The organism is Streptomyces sp. WMMB 322 (assembly GCF_900090145.1).
GTDB lineage: Bacteria > Actinomycetota > Actinomycetes > Streptomycetales > Streptomycetaceae > Streptomyces.
Map to the genome: position 1 here is coordinate 191,505 of NZ_FMHI01000001.1, position 17,463 is coordinate 208,967.

Consider the following 17,463-nt stretch of genomic DNA (forward strand, 5'->3'; position numbering starts at 1 on the left):
CGGTGGTGGCGGCTGCCGGGCTCGTGGCCGCGTGGCCTGCGGTCGTGCGGGTCAGGACCGTGCACGGGTCACGCCCGGTCACGGTGATCGGGCGGCAGGTGCCTGTCCCGCTGCCACGGGAAGCGCAGGACAGAAAGCGCAAGAACGGTGACGTCCATGCCGGTCAGGCTAGGCGGGGCTCCGCCGTCCGCGCTTCTCGATTCCTGACCGGCCTGGTCACCTGCTTCGCCACGCACGACGGCATCCCCGCCGTCGCCTGCGCCGCCTCCCGGCGGTAGGTGCTCGGCGGCATCCCGACGAGTTCGGTGAAGCGGGTGCTGAAGGTGCCCAGCGACGAACAGCCGACCGTGAAGCAGACCTCGGTGACGCTCATGTCGCCGCGGCGCAGCAAAGCCATCGCCCGCTCGATGCGCCTCGTCATCAGGTATCCGTACGGGGACTCCCCGTACGCGCGGCGGAACTCGCGGCTGAGGTGCCCGGCCGACATGTGCGCGCCGCGGGCGAGCGCTTCGACGTCCAGCGGCTGCGCGAACTCCCGGTCGATCCGGTCGCGGACGCGGCGCAGCCGCGCGAGGTCACGCAAGTGCCGTGCCGTTCGGGGCTCTCCCGGCCGGCCGTCCGGGGAAGCCCCCGCCCACGGCTGCGGGGGCGCGGCGGAAGATGTGCTGGTCACCTGTGGAAGCGTGCCACTTCACGGCCCGGCGGTCGAGTGCCCGGGGTGTGCCGGGCGTGCGGGCGCCGACGGGGCGACGGGCCCCGGTGCCGGCTCCCGACCAAGGCGGCCGGGGCGGCCGGGCGCTGTCCGCGAGCTGCGGGCCCGCTGTCGTTTCCGTCCAAGACGGCCGCCGCGGCAGCGCTCTAGCGTGGGCTCAGCAGCTCCCTCGATCGCGAGGAGCCGGCACCATGAGGAGACAGCACGATGCGTGATCTGGTCTACACATGCTTCATGTCGCTCGACGGCGTCGTGGACTCGCCCGGCGGCGGGCCGGGAGAGGAGCACCGCAGCGGTGGCTGGGTGGTCGACGACCTCGAGTTCGTCCCGGAAGCCTGGTCGCTGAAGGGCGAGGAGCTCGCCGACACGACGGCGCTGATGTTCGGCCGCCGCAGTTACGAGGCGTTCGCGCCGGTCTGGCCCGGCTCGGAGGATCACGCCGACTACAAGGAGCTCCCCAAGTACGTGGTGTCGTCCACGCTGTCCGAGGACGCCCTCGTCGACGGATGGGGGCCGACGACGATCCTTCGCTCGACCGGGGACGTCGCCGCGCTCAAGGAGAGCGAGGGCGGCGCGATCTTCATCCACGGGAGCGCGGACCTGGCCCGGCGGCTGTCGGAAGCGGGCCTGATCGACCAGTACAACCTGCTCGTCTTCCCCGTGCTGCTCGGTGCCGGGGAGAGCCTGTTCGACCGGGCAGACCGCGCCAAGACGATGCTGACGCTGCGGGAGTCGGAGAGCTACTCGAACGGAATCCTGAAGCTGGTCTACAGCGTCAGGCGCTGATCCAGGTCGAGCGCTATGGCGCCTCCGGTGCCCTCGCGCAGCTGCCGGGCGGTGCGTCCGACGTAGCAGCGCAGCGCCCGGGCCAGGTGCGGCTCGTCGAAGTAGTCGAGCTTGGCGACGACATCGGCGGCCGGGTCACCGGCCGCCAGCAGTTCGGCCGCCGTGCGGGCCCGTTCGATCTGCCGGACCGCGCCCCGCGTCAGCCCGGTCGCGGCGCGGAAGCGGCGTTCGACCGTGCGCCCGGAGACGGCCGGGCGGTGGCCCCGCAGCACCTCGGCGACGAGCGGGTCACGGACCACGGTCCCGGCCCGCACGAGACGCTCGACGAGGGCCTCGGCATCGTCGGGGCCGGGCGTCTCCCAGCGCTCTCCGTTCAGCCGGAACGTCCGGCGCGTGGTGCCGGGAAGCTCCACACCGCCGTCGACCAGCGCCGCGGTGGGAACGGCCCGCAACGAGGTGCCGACGGCGAACTCGATGCCCGTGAAGGCCGCGCCCTCCGGAACCGGCGCACTGCCGGTCCGGGTCTCGGGGCCGGTGACGCCCGCGTAAGCCCGGCCGTCCTGCTCCCAGAACACCAGGCCCCAGCACACCCCCGCGACGGACGTCATCGCAGTGACCTGCTCGCTCGTGCAGGTCCACACGGTGTCCACCCACGGCGAACCGGACCGGCGTGTCTCGAAGCGCAGTGCCACGGAGCGAAGGATACGCCGCGCCGCGGCGGGCGAACCCGCCCATTGACCGTGAAAACAGACCGGTTGACCGCGAAGCGGTCCGCTGTCTGCGGTCCGCGGTCCGCGGACAGCAGACCGAAGGCCCCGGGGCCCAGGACCCGCCCGGATCAGGACGAGGAGTCCTTGCCCGCTTCCGGGTCGCCGGTCTCCGCCGGATCCAGCAGATGCGGGTTGTTGTTGCGGACGTTGTTGACCGCGGTGGAGACCGGGCGGGCGTCCAGCTCCCCTCCGGCGGGCGAGGTGAGCAGCGCGCGGAGCTCGTCCGGGTCCTCGTGCGAGGGGTCGAGCCATGCGGCCTGGTCGGCGGGGTCGATGGCCAGCGGCATCCGCGGGTGGACCCTGCCGGCCGCGTCGGTGGCCTCGGTGGTGAGGATGGTGCAGGTCCGCCACCAGGCCTGCGGGTCGTCCGTGTCGCGGTCGGGGTCCCGCCAGACCTCGTACAGGCCCGCCAGCGCCATCACCCGGCCGTCGTGGGGATGGATGAAGTAGGGCTGCTTGTACGCCTTGTGGGTCTCGGTCGCGGGGACGGACTGCCACTCGTAGAAGCCGTCGGCAGGCAGCAGACAGCGGCGCTTGGCGAACGCGCGGCGGTAGGCCCGTTTCTCGTGGACCGTTTCCATGCGGGCATTGATCATTTTCGCTCCGACGGCCGGACTCTTCGCCCAGAACGGGACCAGGCCCCAGCGCAGCGGCCGCAGTTGGCGCTCCACCGCCCCCGTCTCACGGTCGGCCTTCTCCAGGACCGCCCACACCTGGTCGGTCGGAGCGACGTTGTAGTTCGGGCCCAGGGCCGCCTCCCGGTCCCACTGGTCGACGTCGAAGAGACCGGCCAGGTCTTCCGGGCTGCGGGTCGAGGCGTATCTGCCGCACATGCGTCCACCCTGCCACGCCGGTACGACAGTCAGGGCCCGGTCGGCCGGTGTGCGCAACGTCCGGCTCCCGGCGAGCTCAGCCTCCGGCTCCTGGACGCCGCTGCCTCGGCTCCCGGCGCCGCTGCCTCGGCTCCCGGCGCGTACCGCCCCGGCCCCCGGCGCGAACCGCCCCGGCCCCGGGCGCGTTCGGCCGGGCACGCTCAGGCGGAGGCGTGCACGACCTGCCAGATCCTGGTCGCGACATGCAGGTTGAGCCGTGTGTCGGGCTGCGACAGGTCGTGGCCGCTGACCTCCCGTATGCGCCCGAGCCGGTAGCGCAGGGTGCTGCGGTGGATCGTCAGCTCGGAGGCGGCGGTGTCGTAGTTGCCGCCGCAGTCGAAGTAGAGGGCCAGGGTCCGCACCAGGTCCGTGTGGTGCCCGGCGTCGTAGTCCTGAAGAGGGCCGAGCCATTCCCGTACGAACTCCTCGGCCTTCCCCTGGTCCTGGCCGGAGGCGAGGATGCGGCAGAAGCCCAGCTCGTCGTATGCGGTGGCACCGGCGGGGCTGCCCGAATGACGCCGGAACTCCGAGGCGCGCACCGCTTCCTCGTAGGAGCGGGGGAAGCCGGCCGGTGAGTCGGCCCGTCCGCCGATCCCCACACTTCCGTCCGCGGAGCCCAGTTCCTCCGCAACGGCCTCGTGCAGCGCGTGCGGCGCGGCGGTGCCCCGCACGGCGAGCACCGTGGCCCCCGGGCGGCGGCCGAGCAGGAAGCGGAGGCCCAGGTTCGCCGCCGAGCGGCCGACGGCCTCGGCGACGGCGGCCGCCGACCTGTCCCGCCACCGCACGACGACGAGGCGGTGCGTGCCGTGCAGATCGTGGCCGACGGCTTCGGAGCGCCCGCAGGCCCCGGCGTCGTCGGTCCCGGTGATCAGGTCCTCGACGAGTTCGCGGCGCAACCGGAGCTCCGTCTCCGCCAGGCGACGCTGGTGGGACAGCTCCAGGGCCAGGGCGACGCAGGCGTGGTCGAGCACGAACTCCTCGTGGGGCCCGGCCGTTCTGCCGGGGTCGATCAGCGAGATCGTGCCGAACACCTTGCCGCGGTGCTGGGCGATGCAGGTGAGGCGGTTCCCGGCACGTACGGGGCCGGCGCGCCGCATGCCGCCGTGCACCTCCTGCTCGCGCCGCACGAGCCCCCGTGCCGGGTACGGTTCGGGGCGGCCGGGGCCCGACCACACCCGCAGATTCCCGAAGGGGTCTTCGACGGCGACCGGGAGACCGGTGAACGCGCGGACCATGTCTGCGATGCCGTCCTCGCTCTCGGCCGAAGCCTGGCTGAGGCCCTCGTGGACGGACTTCTGGAATTCGAGCTCCGCCACCGACTCGCGGAGCCGGGCGATCGCCCGGCCGCGATCGCGGTGGGCTCGGCGCAGCGCGGCGGCGTGCTCGCGCTCCGCCCTGCGCCCCGCGGCGTTGCTCAGGGCAGCCGAAGTCTGCTGCGCCAGCGCCCCGATCAGGAACTGCTCCTCCTCGGACATCCGGGTCGCCGCGCTGACCACCAGGTATCCGACGGTGGCCCCGGCCGAGCGCAGCGCGACGGCCTCGCACCAGTTCCGCCCGGGGACCCGCACGATTCCGTCCTCCCCGCGGAGGGCGGCGACCTGATCGTCCAGGTCCGTGCCAGGGGCGCCGTCCCGTGCGTCGGGCGCGCGTATCCATACCCCGCCGCTGTTCCCGGCGCCTTCGTGACCGTCTCCGTCTACGTGACCCCTTCCGCGGGCGCCTCCGCCACCGTCGACGTCACGGTTTCCCGCGGCGCTCCCGTCGCCGCCACCGTCGACGTGACCGCTTCCGCCGGAGCCACCGCCACCGTCACCGGGGTCACCGCCGTCGCGGCGCAGATAGCCGGCCTCCGCCGTGCAGGACGTGAGGGAAGACACGGCAGCCATCGCCAGGTGAAGGACGCCCTCCTCGTCGCATCCGTCGAACATGGCGATGGAGAGCAGGACGAGGTCCCGAAGGCCGTCCGGGCCCTCCGTCCCCCACGTGGCGGGGGCGGGAAGGCTCTGCCGCTGTTCCGTGGGGTTGACGCCCATGTGCTGACCCCCGCGTCTCCTCGTGCCGTCCCCCTTCCCCTTTTTTCAGGCTAGCGACGGCCGGAGGCGCTCGCCTGTCCGTGGCAGGGCGCCGCGCTGCCCCCGGGAGTGCGACCCTCCGGCCGTCTCTCTGCCCCGGGAGGCCCATGCGACTGCTTCACGCGTCACGCACCGTGGATCACGTGCGCCGGCATCGCGCGCAGGCCGAAGGCGGTGGCGGGCCGGGCTCCGCCGGGGGTTTCGGGCGAATCCGGGGAACCGGGCCCGGGGCCCCAAGCGAGGCACACACGTGTCGTCGCGTGAGTGACCGCTTCCGGCCGGTAGGTGAGCGCTGGAGGAGGAGGCACCTCATGGGCAGGGCAGTGGGCATAGACCTCGGCACCACGAATTCGGTCATCGCCTATTGGGAGGGCGGCGAATCGACGGTCGTCCCCAACGCGGAGGGCACCCGTACGACACCCTCCGTGGTCGCCTTCACCGACACCGGGGAGCGGCTGGTCGGCCAGCTGGCGCGGCGCCAGGCGATCCTCAATCCCAAGGGCACGATCTACTCCGCCAAGCGCTTCATCGGCCGCAACTACGACGAGGTCCCGGACGAGGCGAAGGCAGTGGCCTACGACGTGGTCGAGGGCGAAGGGGGCGTCGCCCGCTTCGAGGTACGGGGGAAGCAGTACGCGCCGGAGGAGATCAGCGCACAGGTCCTGCGGAAGCTCGCGGACGACGCCGGGAAGGCCTTCGGCGAGAAGGTGACCGAAGCGGTGATCACCGTTCCCGCGTACTTCAACGACTCGCAGCGCACGGCGACGAAGGACGCGGGCCGCATCGCCGGGCTGGAAGTGCTGCGCATCATCAACGAGCCGACCGCCGCCGCGCTCGCCTACGGACTGGACAAGAAGGAGCACGAGAGCGTGCTCGTCTTCGACCTCGGCGGCGGGACGTTCGACGTCAGCATCCTGGACGTCGGCGACGGGGTCGTCGAGGTCCGCTCGACCGCCGGCGACGGCCACCTGGGCGGCGACGACTTCGACCGTCGGCTCGTCGATCACCTCGCGGACGCGTTCCAGCGGGAGAACGGCATCGACCTGCGCAACGACCCGCAGGCCCTGCAGCGGCTCTTCGAGGCGGCGGAGAAGGCCAAGACGGAGCTCAGCTCGGTCACGCAGACGCAGGTCAGCCTGCCGTTCATCACCGCGGACGCCGCCGGCCCCAAACACCTGACGGAGACGGTGAGGCGCTCCACCTTCGAGCAGATCACCGCCGACCTGGTCGAACGCTGCCTGGCCCCGGTCAGGCAGGCCATGGCCGACGCGAAGATCACCGACAACGACATCGACGAGGTCATCCTCGTGGGCGGCTCCACGCGGATTCCCGCGGTGCAGGCCCTCGTCCGCCGGCTCACCGGCGGCATGGAGCCGAACATGAGCGTCAACCCCGACGAGGTCGTCGCAGTGGGCGCCGGCATCCAGGCGGGTGTGCTGAAGGGCGAGGTCAAGGACGTCCTGCTGCTGGACGTCACGCCGCTCTCGCTGGGCGTGGAGACGCGCGGCGGTGTCATGACGAAGATCATCGAGCGGAACACCACCATCCCCGTCCGGCGTTCGGAGACCTTCTCGACGGCCGAGGACAACCAGCCGGCCGTGGACGTCGTGGTGCTTCAGGGCGAGCGCGAGAACGCCGCCGACAACCGGGTGCTCGGGCGGTTCCAGCTCACCGACATCCGGCCGGCGCCGCGTGGCGAGCCCCAGATCGAGGTCGTCTTCGACATCGACGCCAACGGCATCCTCAACGTCACCGCACGCGACCGGGACACCGGCGCCGAGCAGGGCATCACGATCAGCGAGAGCTCGAACCTCGACCGCGGCGAGGTCGAGAGGATGGTCGCCGAGGCAGAGCGCAACCGCAGCGAGGACCAGGCTCTCCGCCGGGCCGTGGACGCCCGGAACGAACTGGACACCATCGCCTACCAGGTGGAACGCCGGCTCTCGGAGCTCGGCGACGACGCGCCGCAGCACGAGAAGGCCCGCGCGGAGATGCTCGTCGCCGACGCCCGGACGGCCGTGGAGCAGGGGGAGGAACTCGAGGGCGTCCGCTCGCTCACCTCCGAGCTTCAGCAGCTCTTCCACGCCCTGGGCGCCCGCGGGGCGGCACCCGGCCCCGAAGCGGCCCCCGCCGGTGCAGCGTCCTCCGAGGGCGGGAGCGGTGAGGGCCCCCCGGGTGGTGACGACGTCGTGGACGCAGAGTTCGACAAGGGCTGAGGCGGTGCCATGCCGAAGAAGAACGACCCCACGGAAGCGGAGTTCCCGCTGCAGGAGGGGGACGAAGTACAGGAGCCCGGCACCTCCGGGGAGGGCGCCCCGGGCGAGCGGCAGGCCGCAGGGGAACCCGGAGCGACGGCCGAACCCGGGGAACCCGGAGCGACGGCCGAAGCCGGGGAACCCCGGGAAGGGCGGGAGCCCGGAGAAGGGGCCGAACCCGGGCCGCCGACGGAACCCGGTGCAGAGGCCGGGCCCGGGGCGACGGCGGAGACCGTGGAGGAGCTGCGCGACCGCTGGCACAGGGCTCTGGCCGACGCGGACAACCTGCGCAAGCGCCACGCCCGCGAACTCGAGCAGGAACGCTCGGCGGAGCGTGCCCGTACGGCAGCGGCGCTGCTGCCCGTCATCGACCACCTGGAGCTGGCCCTCGATCACGCCGGGTCCGACCCGTCCTCCGTGATCGAAGGAGTCCGGGCCGTGCGGGACCAGGCCGTGGGCACCTTCGAGAAGCTGGGCTTCGCCCGGCACGAGGAGACCGGGGTGCCCTTCGACCCCGCACGTCACGAGGCGGTGAGCACCGTCGAGGACGACGGGTCCGGGCCCGGCGTCGTCAGCGAAGTTCTGCGCCCCGGCTACGGCGACGGCCCCGGCCAGCTGCGTCCCGCGGCCGTCACGGTCACGGCGCGGCGGGAGTGACCTGCCGTGGCGCACGACTACTACGAGGTCCTCGGCGTGGCCCGCGACGCCGGCGCGGACGAGATCCAGCAGGCCTACCGGCAGCTGGCCCGGAACTACCACCCCGACGTCAACACCGAGCCGGCGGCGGAGGAGCGCTTCAAGGAGCTCAACGAGGCCTACAGCGTGCTCTCCGATCCCAGGACCCGCAGACGGTACGACCGTTACGGCCCCGAGTTCCGCCAGATCCCCGAGGATTACGACGAACGTGTGGGCGCCGGCGCAGGCAGGGCGGGCGGACCGCGGGGCCGGGGCCCGCGTGTGCGGGTGTCGGAGGACCTCGGCGAGGGCTTCGGACCGTTCCAGGACGTCGGCGTCGACCTCGACGACCTCTTCGGTTCGATGTTCGGAGCAGGCGGCGCCCCCGGCCCGGTTCGCGGCGCGGACCAGGAGGCGGAGATGCCGCTCAGCGTCGAGGAGGCCTACCGAGGGGGCCGCCGCAGCATCACTCTCAGCGGGATGCAAGGGGCCCGCACCTACGAGGTGGACATCCCCCGCGGAGTCGTCGACGGCCGGCGCATCCGGCTCGCCGGCGAGGGCGGCCGGGGCAGTCAGGGCGCCCCTGCCGGCGACCTGTTCCTGCGGGTGCGGATCACGCCGCACCCCCGCTTCCGCCTCGACGGCCGCGACATCCACGTCCAGGTTCCCGTCACCCCGTGGGAGGCGGCGCTCGGCGCGACCGTTCCGGTGCCCACTCCCGACAGGCCGGCGAAGGTGAGCGTTCCCGGCGGGTCCTCCAGCGGCAGGCGGCTGCGGCTGCGCGGCGAGGGCATGCCCGACCCCGGCGGGTCTCCCGGCGACCTCTACGCCGAGCTGCGCGTGATGGTGCCGTCCGCGCCGTCGGGACGTGAACGCGAGCTCTTCGAAGAGCTCGCCGCCACCTCCGACTTCGATCCGAGGAGGCAGTCATGACGACCTCGCGGTCGGGGCTCTATGGGCCCCGCGCCGGCAGCGGGGCGGCCCGTCCGTCCCACGTGCTGGCGCCCGCGCGCCGGCTGAGCCTGGAGACCGTCGCACGCCGGTCGGGGCTGCACCCGGAGCTGGTACGGCGGTTCGTCGCGCTCGGTCTCCTCGAAGACGTCCACCGCGACGCCGAGGGACGTCTGTGGTTCCCCTCGTCGGCGCCCATGATTCTGGCCCGCATCCAGCGGCTGCGAGCCGGGTTCTGCCTGAACTACGCGTCGCTGGGACTGGTCCTGGACCTGCTCGACCGCATCGCCGTGCTGGAGGCGCGGCTGCGCCGCAGCGGTGTGAGGAGTTGATGACTCGTCATGGATATGAACCGTCTGACACAGAAGTGGCAGGAAGCGCTCCAGGAGGCCCGGTCCACGGCGGCACGGCTGGGCCGGAGCGAGGTGGACGGCGAGCACCTGCTGTCCGCGCTGCTCGGCAGGAGCGACGGCCTCATACCGCGCCTCCTGGAACAGGCAGGCGCCGACGTCCCGGCGCTGCGGGAGGACGTGGAGCGCCGGCTGGCCCGCAAACCACGGCAGACCGGCGCCGGAGCCGCCACGGAACAGGTGTATGTGACGCGCGGGCTGGCGAACCTGCTGGAGACCGCCGACCAGGAGGCCCGCAGACTCAAGGACGAGTACGTCTCCGTGGAGCATCTGCTGCTCGCCATGACCGACGAGGGCTCCGCGACCGCGGAGGGGCGCACGCTGGAGGAGCACGGCGTCACCCGTGACGCCTTCCTCAGCAGCCTCAGCCGGGTCCGCGGCAGTCAGCGCGTCACCTCCGCCACTCCCGAAGGGGCGTACGAGGCGCTGGAGAAGTACGGCCGCGACCTCGTCGACGAGGCACGGGGCGGCACTCTCGACCCGGTCGTCGGACGGGACGCCGAGATCCGCCGTGTGACCCAGATCCTCAGCCGGAAGACGAAGAACAACCCGGTGCTGATCGGCGACCCGGGCGTGGGCAAGACCGCCGTCGTGGAGGGGCTCGCGCAGCGCATCGTCAGAGGTGACGTTCCCGAGGGGCTGCGGGACAAGACGATCTTCTCCCTGGACATCAGCTCACTCGTCGCCGGAGCCAAGTACCGCGGCGAGTTCGAGGAACGGCTCCAGGCCGTGCTCGCCGAGGTGAAGGCAGCCGAGGGCAGGATCCTGCTGTTCGTCGACGAGCTGCACAACGTCGTCGGCGCGGGCGGCGGCCCCGAGGGCGCGATCGACGCGGGCAACATGCTCAAGCCGATGCTGGCACGCGGCGAACTCCACATGATCGGCGCGACGACGCCGGCCGAGTACCGCAGGCGTGTCGAGTCGGACGCCGCACTGGAGCGCAGGTTCCAGCAGGTCATGGTGGACGAGCCGTCCGTCGAGGACAACGTCTCGATCCTGCGCGGCCTGCGGGAGCGGCTGGAGATCTTCCACGGCGTCAGCATCCAGGACACCGCGCTTGTCGCCGCGTCCACGCTCAGCCACCGCTACATCTCCGACAGGTTCCTCCCCGACAAGGCCATCGACCTCGTCGACGAGGCATGCGCCCGGCTGCGCACGGAGATGGACTCGATGCCCGCCGAGCTGGACGAACTCACCCGCCGTGTCACGCGCCTGGAGATCGAGGAGGCGGCGCTGACCAAGGAGTCGGACCCGGCCGGCACCGCGCGGCTGGAGGAACTGCGGCGGGAGCTCGCCGACCTGCGGGCGGGGACGGACGCGAAGCAGGCCCAGTGGGAGGCCGAGCGCCAGGCGATCCGCAGGGTGCAGGAGCTTCGCGAGGAACTGGAGCGGACGCGTCAGGAGGCCGAGGAGGCCGAGCGCTCCTACGACCTGAACCGGGCGGCCGAACTGCGCTACGGCAAGATCACCGACCTCGAACGAAGGCTGGGCGCGGAGGAGGAGCAAGTGCTGGCCAAGCAGGGCGAGTCACGGATGCTGAGCGAGGTGGTCACCCAGGACGAGATCGCCGGGATCGTCGCGGCGTGGACCGGTATCCCGGTGACACGTCTCCAGGAGGGCGAGCGGGAGAAGCTGCTGCGGCTCGACGACATCCTGCGGAAGCGGGTCGTCGGACAGGACGAGGCCGTCGGCCTGGTCGCCGACGCGGTCATCCGGTCCCGGTCCGGCATCCGCGACCCCAAGCGGCCCATCGGGTCCTTCGTCTTCCTGGGGCCGACGGGCGTCGGGAAGACGGAGCTGGCGAAGGCTCTCGCGGCGGCGCTCTTCGACTCCGAGGAGAGCATCGTGCGGCTGGACATGAGCGAGTACCAGGAGCGGCACACGGTCAGCCGGCTCGTCGGCGCACCTCCCGGATACATCGGCTACGAGGAAGGCGGGCAGCTGACCGAGGCGGTGCGGCGCAAGCCCTACTCCGTCGTGCTCTTCGACGAGATCGAGAAGGCGCACGCCGATGTCTTCAACACCCTCCTCCAGGTGCTCGACGACGGGAGGATCACGGACGCGCAGGGCCGCACCGTCGACTTCCGCAACACCGTGATCATCCTGACGTCCAACATCGGTTCGGTGCACCTGCTGGACGGCGTGACCGCGGAGGGAGAGATCAGGGCGGACGCCCGCAACCGCGTCATGGACGAACTGCGCGCCCACTTCCGGCCCGAGTTCCTCAACCGCGTCGACGACGTGGTGCTCTTCAGCCCGCTCGGCGAGGAGCAGATCGAGCAGATCGTGGATCTCCAGTTCGACGAACTGCGTTCCCGGCTCGCGGAACGCAGGATCACCGTCGAACTGACCGAGCCGGCACGCCGGCTGATCGCACACCAGGGCTACGACCCCGTGTACGGCGCCCGGCCCCTGCGCCGCTACATCTCGCACGAGGTCGAGACGGCCGTCGGGCGTGCCCTGCTGCGGGGCGACGTCGAGGACGGCGCGTCGGTGCTCGTCGAGGCAGCAGACGGGGAACCGGCCGTCACCTACCGGGCGCCGGCGGGGGGAGTCCGGCCCCGCGACGACTACCTCGCCAGGGCAGCGTGACCTCCGTCCCGTACCGGGCTGACCTCCGTCCCGTACGGCCTGACCTCCGTCCCGTCCGGACGGTGCCGGGACGGCGACGGGTCACAGCCGGTCGTAGACGAGGAGGCCGTCGTCGCGCAGCCGTGCGCCCTGCGCCGGCGGGTGCTCCGTGAGCCGCCCGTCGTGAGCCAGGTGCAGTACGGGCGTGCCTCGTGCGAGGACGGCGAAGTCCGCGATGATCCGCCGGTGGCAGCGCCACCAGAGGGACTCGGCGCACATCACCGCCGTGCGTTCCGTCCTGGACGCCTGCCCGAGCAACTCGTCCATGGCCGCGAGGAACGCGGGGTCGCGCGTGTAGCCCGCGTAGCCGCGGAACTGGGCATGCTCCCAGAAGACGTCCTCCGAGTCGGGCGCCGCCTTGCGGAAGCCGCCCAGCCGCTTCTCCCAGCGGTACTCCAGTCCCGCGGCGGGCAGCCACTCCGCCATCAGCTCCCGCCGGGCGTCCGGGTTGCGGCGGCTTCCCGGCGCCGTCCGCACGTCGACGACGGCGACGACGCCCGCGTCCCGGAGGAGAGCGGTGATCTCGTCACGCGTCGCGAGGCCGTGACCGAAGGTCACCAGCGGAGCGGTCGCCGTCACCGGGCGCGGACGGGCGTCGGCGGCACGGCGGGCGTGGCGGTGTCACGCAAGAGGTGTTCCCGTGGGCACGTGTCCGACGAGAGCATTCGCATGGGACCGAGTGTGCCAGCGAGTCGTGGACCTCCGCCCGACGGAGAGCCGAAAGATCGGCGAAGACCGGCCGAAGACGAGCCGGTGAGCCGGTGAGCCACGAAGCCGGTCTACGGGACGGGGCGGGGTAACCGGCGCAGAAACGTGCCGAAGACGGGCCCGGGCCGGGGTCCGTCGGCCGGGGAGACCGGCCGAGGACAGCCACAGTGGAGCGGAGGAGACCAGCGGAGAAGACCAGCGGAGAAGAGCAGCGGAAGAGACCAGCAGAAGAGAGCAAGGAGCGGCCGGGCGCAGGAGACCGGCCGAGGAGCCGGTGCAGAAACCGGCAGAGGAGCCGGTCGAGAGCCCGGCAGAGGAGAACCAGGACCGGCTGAGGAGAGAGTGATGTCGGCGTCGTCGGATTCCGCCCGGCCGGAGGAGGCCCCCGGCTTCCCCGCGGCCGTGGCGCCTCGCGCGGCGACCACCGCCGAACTCGACGCGGCTGTCCCGGCCTGCCGTGCCTGCCCGCGGCTGGTCGCCTGGCGCGAGGAAGCGGCCCGCACCAAGCGGAAAGCCTTCCTCGACTGGGAGTACTGGGCCCGCCCGGTCCCCGGATTCGGCCCACCGGACGCCCCCTTGGCGCTCGTCGGACTGGCACCGGCGGCACACGGCGGCAACCGCACCGGCCGGGTCTTCACCGGTGACCCTTCCGGGGACGCGCTCTTCGCCGCCCTTCACGACATCGGCCTCGCCTCGCAGCCCACGGCCACGCACCGCGGCGACGGCATGGAGCTGCACGGGGTGCGGATCACCATGCCGGTGCACTGCGCCCCGCCCGCCAACCGGCCCACCACCGCCGAGCGCGACAGGTGCCGTCCCTGGCTCGCCCGCGAGCTGGAGCTGCTGCGTCCAGCTCTGCGTACCGTCGTCGTGCTCGGCGGCTTCGCCTGGCAGGCGCTGCTTCCGGTGCTCGCCGACGCGGGGTGGTGGCTGCCGCGTCCGCGCCCGGCGTTCGGGCACGGCACAGAGGTGCTGCTCGGCGACGCGCAGGGCGAGGCGGAACTGCGTCTCGTCGGCTGCTACCACCCGAGCCGGCGCAACATGTTCACGCGCACCGTGACCCCGGGGATGCTCCGCGAGGTTCTGCGCCGCGGGGCGGAGACGGCCGGTCTGCCGACGCGCTGACGGTACGGGCCGCCGGGCCGGGCCGACGGCGGGGTTCACGGGGCGCAATCCGCTGCCCGGCGGGCCTCCCGTCGGAGCCCCGCTGCTCCACGGCCTCCCGGCGGACTCGCGGAGTCCCGGTCTCCGTCGTACCCGGGCGGACGGGGCGGCCCCGTACCCGGGCGGACGGGCGGCCCCGTCCCGGCACGCGCCTCCCGTTCGGCGAGGCAACCATTTAATACGTTTTTGTCCGGATACATTCGTGGCTGCTGCTCCGCGACTTCATCGACATCTACGGAGGCACGCATGCCCCAGCCCAGGTCCGGCCCGTCGCGCCGTGCCGTCACCGGCTCGGCGAGGACGCCCGCCGTTCTGCTCACCGCCCTCACTCTGCTCTTCGCACTGCCCGGGATCGCCGCGGCGCAAGGTGACGATGAACGACTGGCTCACCCAGAGAAGGACTGGATGGGCTCCACCCTCAGGGCCCACGAAGGCCATGCACCGGCATCCCCGGCCTCGTCACGGACTCTCGCCGCGTCCGTCGAAGGCGTGGACGTCTCCAGCCACAACGGCAACGTCCCGTGGGCCACGCTCCGGAAAGCCGGTTCGCGTTTCGCGTACGTCAAGGCCACGGAGGGCACCAGCTACAAGAACCCCTACTTCGCCCAGCAGTACAACGGCTCGTACAAGAGCGGCATGATCCGGGGCTCCTACCACTTCGCCCTGCCCTCGAACTCCAGCGGCGCCGCTCAGGCCAACTACTTCGCCTCGAACGGCGGGGGCTGGAGCAAGGACGGGAAGACGCTCCCCGGCGCGCTCGACGTGGAGTACAACCCGTACGGTCCGGCCTGCTACGGCAAGTCGCACAAGGGCATGGTCGACTGGATCAGCGACTTCGTGAGGACGTACAAGGCGCGCACCGGCCGTGACGCGGTCATCTACACCTCGGCGACCTGGTGGAAGACGTGCACCGGGAACTCCAGGAAGTTCAGCAGGACCAACCCGCTGTGGATCCCCAGCTGGGGCAAGTCGGTCGGCACGCTCCCGGGAGGCTGGCCGTTCCACACGTTCTGGCAGTACACCTCGACGGGGAAGACCGTCGGTGACCACGACCGCTTCAACGGTTCCCTCGCGCGGCTCAAGGTGCTCGCAACGGGCTGAGCGCCCGCTCACCTCTGTCGGCGGCCCCCCGGAAACGACCGGGGGGCCGCTGCTTTGCGCGGTGCCCGCCGCGCCCCTCCGCCGTGCCCGCGCGTGCCCCGTGGTTCCGCTGTTGCCCGCTGTGCTGACCGTGCCCGCCGCGCCCCTCCGCCGTGCCCGCGCGTGCCCCGTGGTTCCGCTGTTCCCCGCTGTGCTGACCGTGCCCGCCGCGCCCCTCCGCCGTGCCCGCCGGGTGGCGGCCTCGCCTCCCGTGTCAGCGGCGGCCCGGGGAAATCGGCTGCTCAGAACGTTCGCCGCTCCCGCTGCCGCAGTCGCACCATGGAATGAGCAGGGGGTTGATTGGAGTGAAACCTCATGATCGAAGTCAAGACGGTCGACAAGGCAGACGAACGGCGTGACTTCCCGCGCGGGCACATCGAAGCCCTGCACCTCACCGGCCTGGATTTCGCCGTGGCCACGTTCGAGCCCGGCTGGCGCTGGACGGATTCGCTCCGTCCGATAGCGGGCACGGAGACCTGCCAGGTGCACCACAACGGATTCATGGTGCAGGGGCGGATGCGCGTGAAGATGGACGACGACGGCACCGAGACCGAGGTCGGGCCCGGCGACGTGTTCGTCGCACCGCCCGGTCACGATGCGTGGGTCGTGGGCGACGAGCCGGTCATCCTGTACGACTTCGCAGGTCAGATGGCGGTCGACTACGCAAAGCACTGACCGGACGGCACAGGGCCCTGGAGCTTTCCGGGGCGGCGTTGAACTGAACGACCGCTGAACAACCGGGACGGTGGCCGCGGACGACGCCGGCCGGGACATGGGCGCCGTCCGCGACCGCCTCTGTGCGGCGGGTGATGCGCGGTGGTGTCAGTGGCTCGGTGCACGATGTCGGGATGGCGAGCACGAGGACGACGAAACAGGCCGGGGGAGCAGTCAAAGGGCCCCGCAGGCCGGAGGTGAACCTTCCGGAGCTGCGTGCCCACGAGGGGGCGCTCTCACCGGACGGGGACTACGACGGGGTGGAGTTCGAGGGTGCGGATCTGAGCCGCACCGACGCCTCCGGGGCACGGTTTCTGGAGTGCGGCATCAGCAACTGCACGCTGAACGAAGCGAGATGGGAACGTGCGCGGCTGCTGGACAGCGTTCTGGAGGCCGTCACGGGAGCGGGTACGGACCTCGTCGGCTCGGAGTTGCGCGACGTCGAACTGCTGGACGCCCGGCTCGGCGGCGTACAGGTGCACGGGGCGCGGCTGTCCAGGGTGCTGGTGCGCGGAGGGAAGATCGACTTCCTCAATCTCCGCCAGAGCCGGCTGCTCGACGTCACCTTCGAGAACTGCGTGCTGGTGGAGCCGGACTTCGGCGGAGCCACGCTCGAAAGGGTCGCGTTCCCCGGATGCGTGCTGCGCGGTGTCGAATTCAGCGGGGCGGCACTCACGGACGTCGACCTGCGGGGCGCCGCGGAGCTGGACATCGCGGGCGGCATCGGGCAGTTGGGAGGGGCGGTCATCGGCTCCGCCCAACTGATGGATCTCGCACCGGCGTTCGCGGCGCAACTCGGCGTGCGGGTCCAGGGCTGAGCTCTCCCGGCAGGCGTTGCCGTGCAGACTACGGACCGGCCCCGGGAGACGTCACACGCGGGGAAAGCGTGCGCGCAGCGTCCACACGACCGGGTTGTCAGCCAGCCCTTCGTGCATGTCGGTCAGGTCCGCGAGGAGGTCGTGGAGGAAGTCGCGGGCCTCGCGGCGCAGTTCCGTGTGCTGGAAGGTGAGCGGGGGCTCGCCCCGCGCTGACCAGTCGGCGGTGATGTCCACCCAGCCGAACCGCCGCTCGAAGCGCATCCGGTCGGTGCTCTCGGTGAAGTCCACCTCTGCGTATCGCGGCCCTGCTGCGCGGCTTCCGGGGGGCACTTCCCCCGGCTTCTCCCCCTGGCTTCGCCGGGGTGGGACCTCCCCGGCGAAGCCAGGGGAAGTGCCCCCAGGGGAGACCCCGCCCCGGCCGGAGGCCGGGGGAGGGCCGGCGTCGAGCAGCTCCACCGTGTCGCACAGTGCCCAGGCGAAGTCGAGGACCGGCAACCATCCCCAGGCTGTGGACAGTTCACGGTCCGCCTCCGTGTCCGCGAGGTAGACGTCCCCGCTGAACAGATCGTGGCGCAGTGCCCGTACGTCCGCCGTCCGGTAGTCCGTCTGCGGCGGGTCGGGGAAGCGGCGGGAGAGGGAGTAGCCGATGTCGAGCACGGGAGCGATCGTGTCACGCCGCGGGCGTCGCGTCCGCGGCGCGGGCCGGCGGCCGGAACACGGCGAGGGCGGCGCCCCCTTCGACGGGAGGCGCCGCCCTCGCTCCGTACTCCCCGCGTCGGGGAGCA

Annotated in this window: 16 protein-coding genes; 10 read left to right on the forward strand and 6 right to left on the reverse strand. The window is 72.1% G+C overall.

Features of this window, described 5'->3' with window-relative positions:
* Nucleotides 1–163: 163 nt before the first annotated feature.
* Nucleotides 164–583, reverse strand: coding sequence for a helix-turn-helix transcriptional regulator (locus H180DRAFT_RS00875; protein ID WP_055484021.1), 420 nt, complete (start codon nucleotides 581–583; stop codon nucleotides 164–166).
* Nucleotides 584–919: 336 nt separating this feature from the next.
* Here H180DRAFT_RS00875 and H180DRAFT_RS00880 point away from each other — a divergent pair, with 336 nt between their 5' ends.
* Nucleotides 920–1,498 (forward strand): dihydrofolate reductase family protein, encoded by a 579-nt coding sequence (locus H180DRAFT_RS00880; RefSeq protein ID WP_055484022.1) that lies wholly within the window; start codon nucleotides 920–922, stop codon nucleotides 1,496–1,498.
* Here H180DRAFT_RS00880 and H180DRAFT_RS00885 read toward each other — a convergent pair.
* From H180DRAFT_RS00885 to H180DRAFT_RS00895, 3 genes are all read right to left on the reverse strand, one after another.
* Nucleotides 1,480–2,190: a helix-turn-helix domain-containing protein gene (locus H180DRAFT_RS00885; protein WP_055484023.1), complete on the reverse strand. Its 711-nt coding sequence runs from the start codon at nucleotides 2,188–2,190 to the stop codon at nucleotides 1,480–1,482. The genes H180DRAFT_RS00880 and H180DRAFT_RS00885 overlap by 19 nt on opposite strands.
* A gap of 146 nt (nucleotides 2,191–2,336) precedes the next feature.
* On the reverse strand, nucleotides 2,337–3,101 hold the full coding sequence (locus H180DRAFT_RS00890; protein WP_055484431.1) for an SOS response-associated peptidase: 765 nt from the start codon (nucleotides 3,099–3,101) through the stop codon (nucleotides 2,337–2,339).
* 200 nt (nucleotides 3,102–3,301) lie between these two features.
* Entirely contained in the window at nucleotides 3,302–5,173 is a 1,872-nt protein-coding gene (locus H180DRAFT_RS00895; RefSeq protein WP_055484024.1) for a PucR family transcriptional regulator, read from the reverse strand.
* Between the two features lie 350 nt (nucleotides 5,174–5,523).
* On the opposite strand from H180DRAFT_RS00895, the gene dnaK reads away from it, so the two are divergent.
* Genes dnaK through clpB form a run of 5 tightly spaced genes read left to right on the forward strand, consistent with a single transcriptional unit; the run spans nucleotide 5,524 to nucleotide 12,095 of the window.
* A complete protein-coding gene (gene dnaK, locus H180DRAFT_RS00900) occupies nucleotides 5,524–7,428 on the forward strand; it encodes a molecular chaperone DnaK (protein WP_055484025.1) in 1,905 nt (634 codons plus the stop codon).
* 9 nt (nucleotides 7,429–7,437) lie between these two features.
* Nucleotides 7,438–8,124 carry a nucleotide exchange factor GrpE gene (grpE, locus tag H180DRAFT_RS00905; RefSeq protein WP_074466535.1) on the forward strand — a complete coding sequence of 229 codons (687 nt, stop codon included), beginning with the start codon at nucleotides 7,438–7,440 and terminating at the stop codon, nucleotides 8,122–8,124.
* A gap of 6 nt (nucleotides 8,125–8,130) precedes the next feature.
* Nucleotides 8,131–9,075, forward strand: coding sequence for a DnaJ C-terminal domain-containing protein (locus H180DRAFT_RS00910; RefSeq protein ID WP_055484026.1), 945 nt, complete (start codon nucleotides 8,131–8,133; stop codon nucleotides 9,073–9,075).
* Complete coding sequence (locus tag H180DRAFT_RS00915; protein ID WP_074466536.1) at nucleotides 9,072–9,425, forward strand: chaperone modulator CbpM; 354 nt, start codon at nucleotides 9,072–9,074, stop codon at nucleotides 9,423–9,425. Before H180DRAFT_RS00910 ends, H180DRAFT_RS00915 begins: the two co-directional genes overlap by 4 nt.
* Nucleotides 9,426–9,434: 9 nt before the next feature.
* Nucleotides 9,435–12,095 carry an ATP-dependent chaperone ClpB gene (gene clpB / locus H180DRAFT_RS00920; RefSeq protein ID WP_055484027.1) on the forward strand — a complete coding sequence of 887 codons (2,661 nt, stop codon included), beginning with the start codon at nucleotides 9,435–9,437 and terminating at the stop codon, nucleotides 12,093–12,095.
* 81 nt (nucleotides 12,096–12,176) lie between these two features.
* On the opposite strand, the gene H180DRAFT_RS00925 is transcribed toward clpB, so the two are convergent.
* On the reverse strand, nucleotides 12,177–12,695 hold the full coding sequence (locus H180DRAFT_RS00925; protein WP_368073104.1) for a DUF488 family protein: 519 nt from the start codon (nucleotides 12,693–12,695) through the stop codon (nucleotides 12,177–12,179).
* Nucleotides 12,696–13,187: 492 nt separating this feature from the next.
* Here H180DRAFT_RS00925 and H180DRAFT_RS00930 point away from each other — a divergent pair, with 492 nt between their 5' ends.
* The 4 genes from H180DRAFT_RS00930 (at nucleotide 13,188) to H180DRAFT_RS00945 (ending at nucleotide 16,678) form a co-directional block, all read left to right on the forward strand.
* Nucleotides 13,188–13,967 carry a uracil-DNA glycosylase gene (locus H180DRAFT_RS00930; protein WP_055484029.1) on the forward strand — a complete coding sequence of 260 codons (780 nt, stop codon included), beginning with the start codon at nucleotides 13,188–13,190 and terminating at the stop codon, nucleotides 13,965–13,967.
* A 285-nt stretch (nucleotides 13,968–14,252) separates the two neighbouring features.
* Nucleotides 14,253–15,107 (forward strand): lysozyme, encoded by an 855-nt coding sequence (locus tag H180DRAFT_RS00935; RefSeq protein WP_055484030.1) that lies wholly within the window; start codon nucleotides 14,253–14,255, stop codon nucleotides 15,105–15,107.
* A gap of 354 nt (nucleotides 15,108–15,461) precedes the next feature.
* The gene (locus H180DRAFT_RS00940; RefSeq protein WP_055484031.1) at nucleotides 15,462–15,821 is read left to right on the forward strand and encodes a cupin domain-containing protein; all 360 of its coding nucleotides are present in this window, start codon (nucleotides 15,462–15,464) and stop codon (nucleotides 15,819–15,821) included.
* Between the two features lie 173 nt (nucleotides 15,822–15,994).
* Nucleotides 15,995–16,678: a pentapeptide repeat-containing protein gene (locus H180DRAFT_RS00945; protein WP_079099743.1), complete on the forward strand. Its 684-nt coding sequence runs from the start codon at nucleotides 15,995–15,997 to the stop codon at nucleotides 16,676–16,678.
* Nucleotides 16,679–16,729: 51 nt separating this feature from the next.
* On the opposite strand, the gene H180DRAFT_RS30160 is transcribed toward H180DRAFT_RS00945, so the two are convergent.
* Nucleotides 16,730–17,335: a hypothetical protein gene (locus tag H180DRAFT_RS30160; RefSeq protein WP_055484032.1), complete on the reverse strand. Its 606-nt coding sequence runs from the start codon at nucleotides 17,333–17,335 to the stop codon at nucleotides 16,730–16,732.
* Nucleotides 17,336–17,463: the final 128 nt, after the last annotated feature.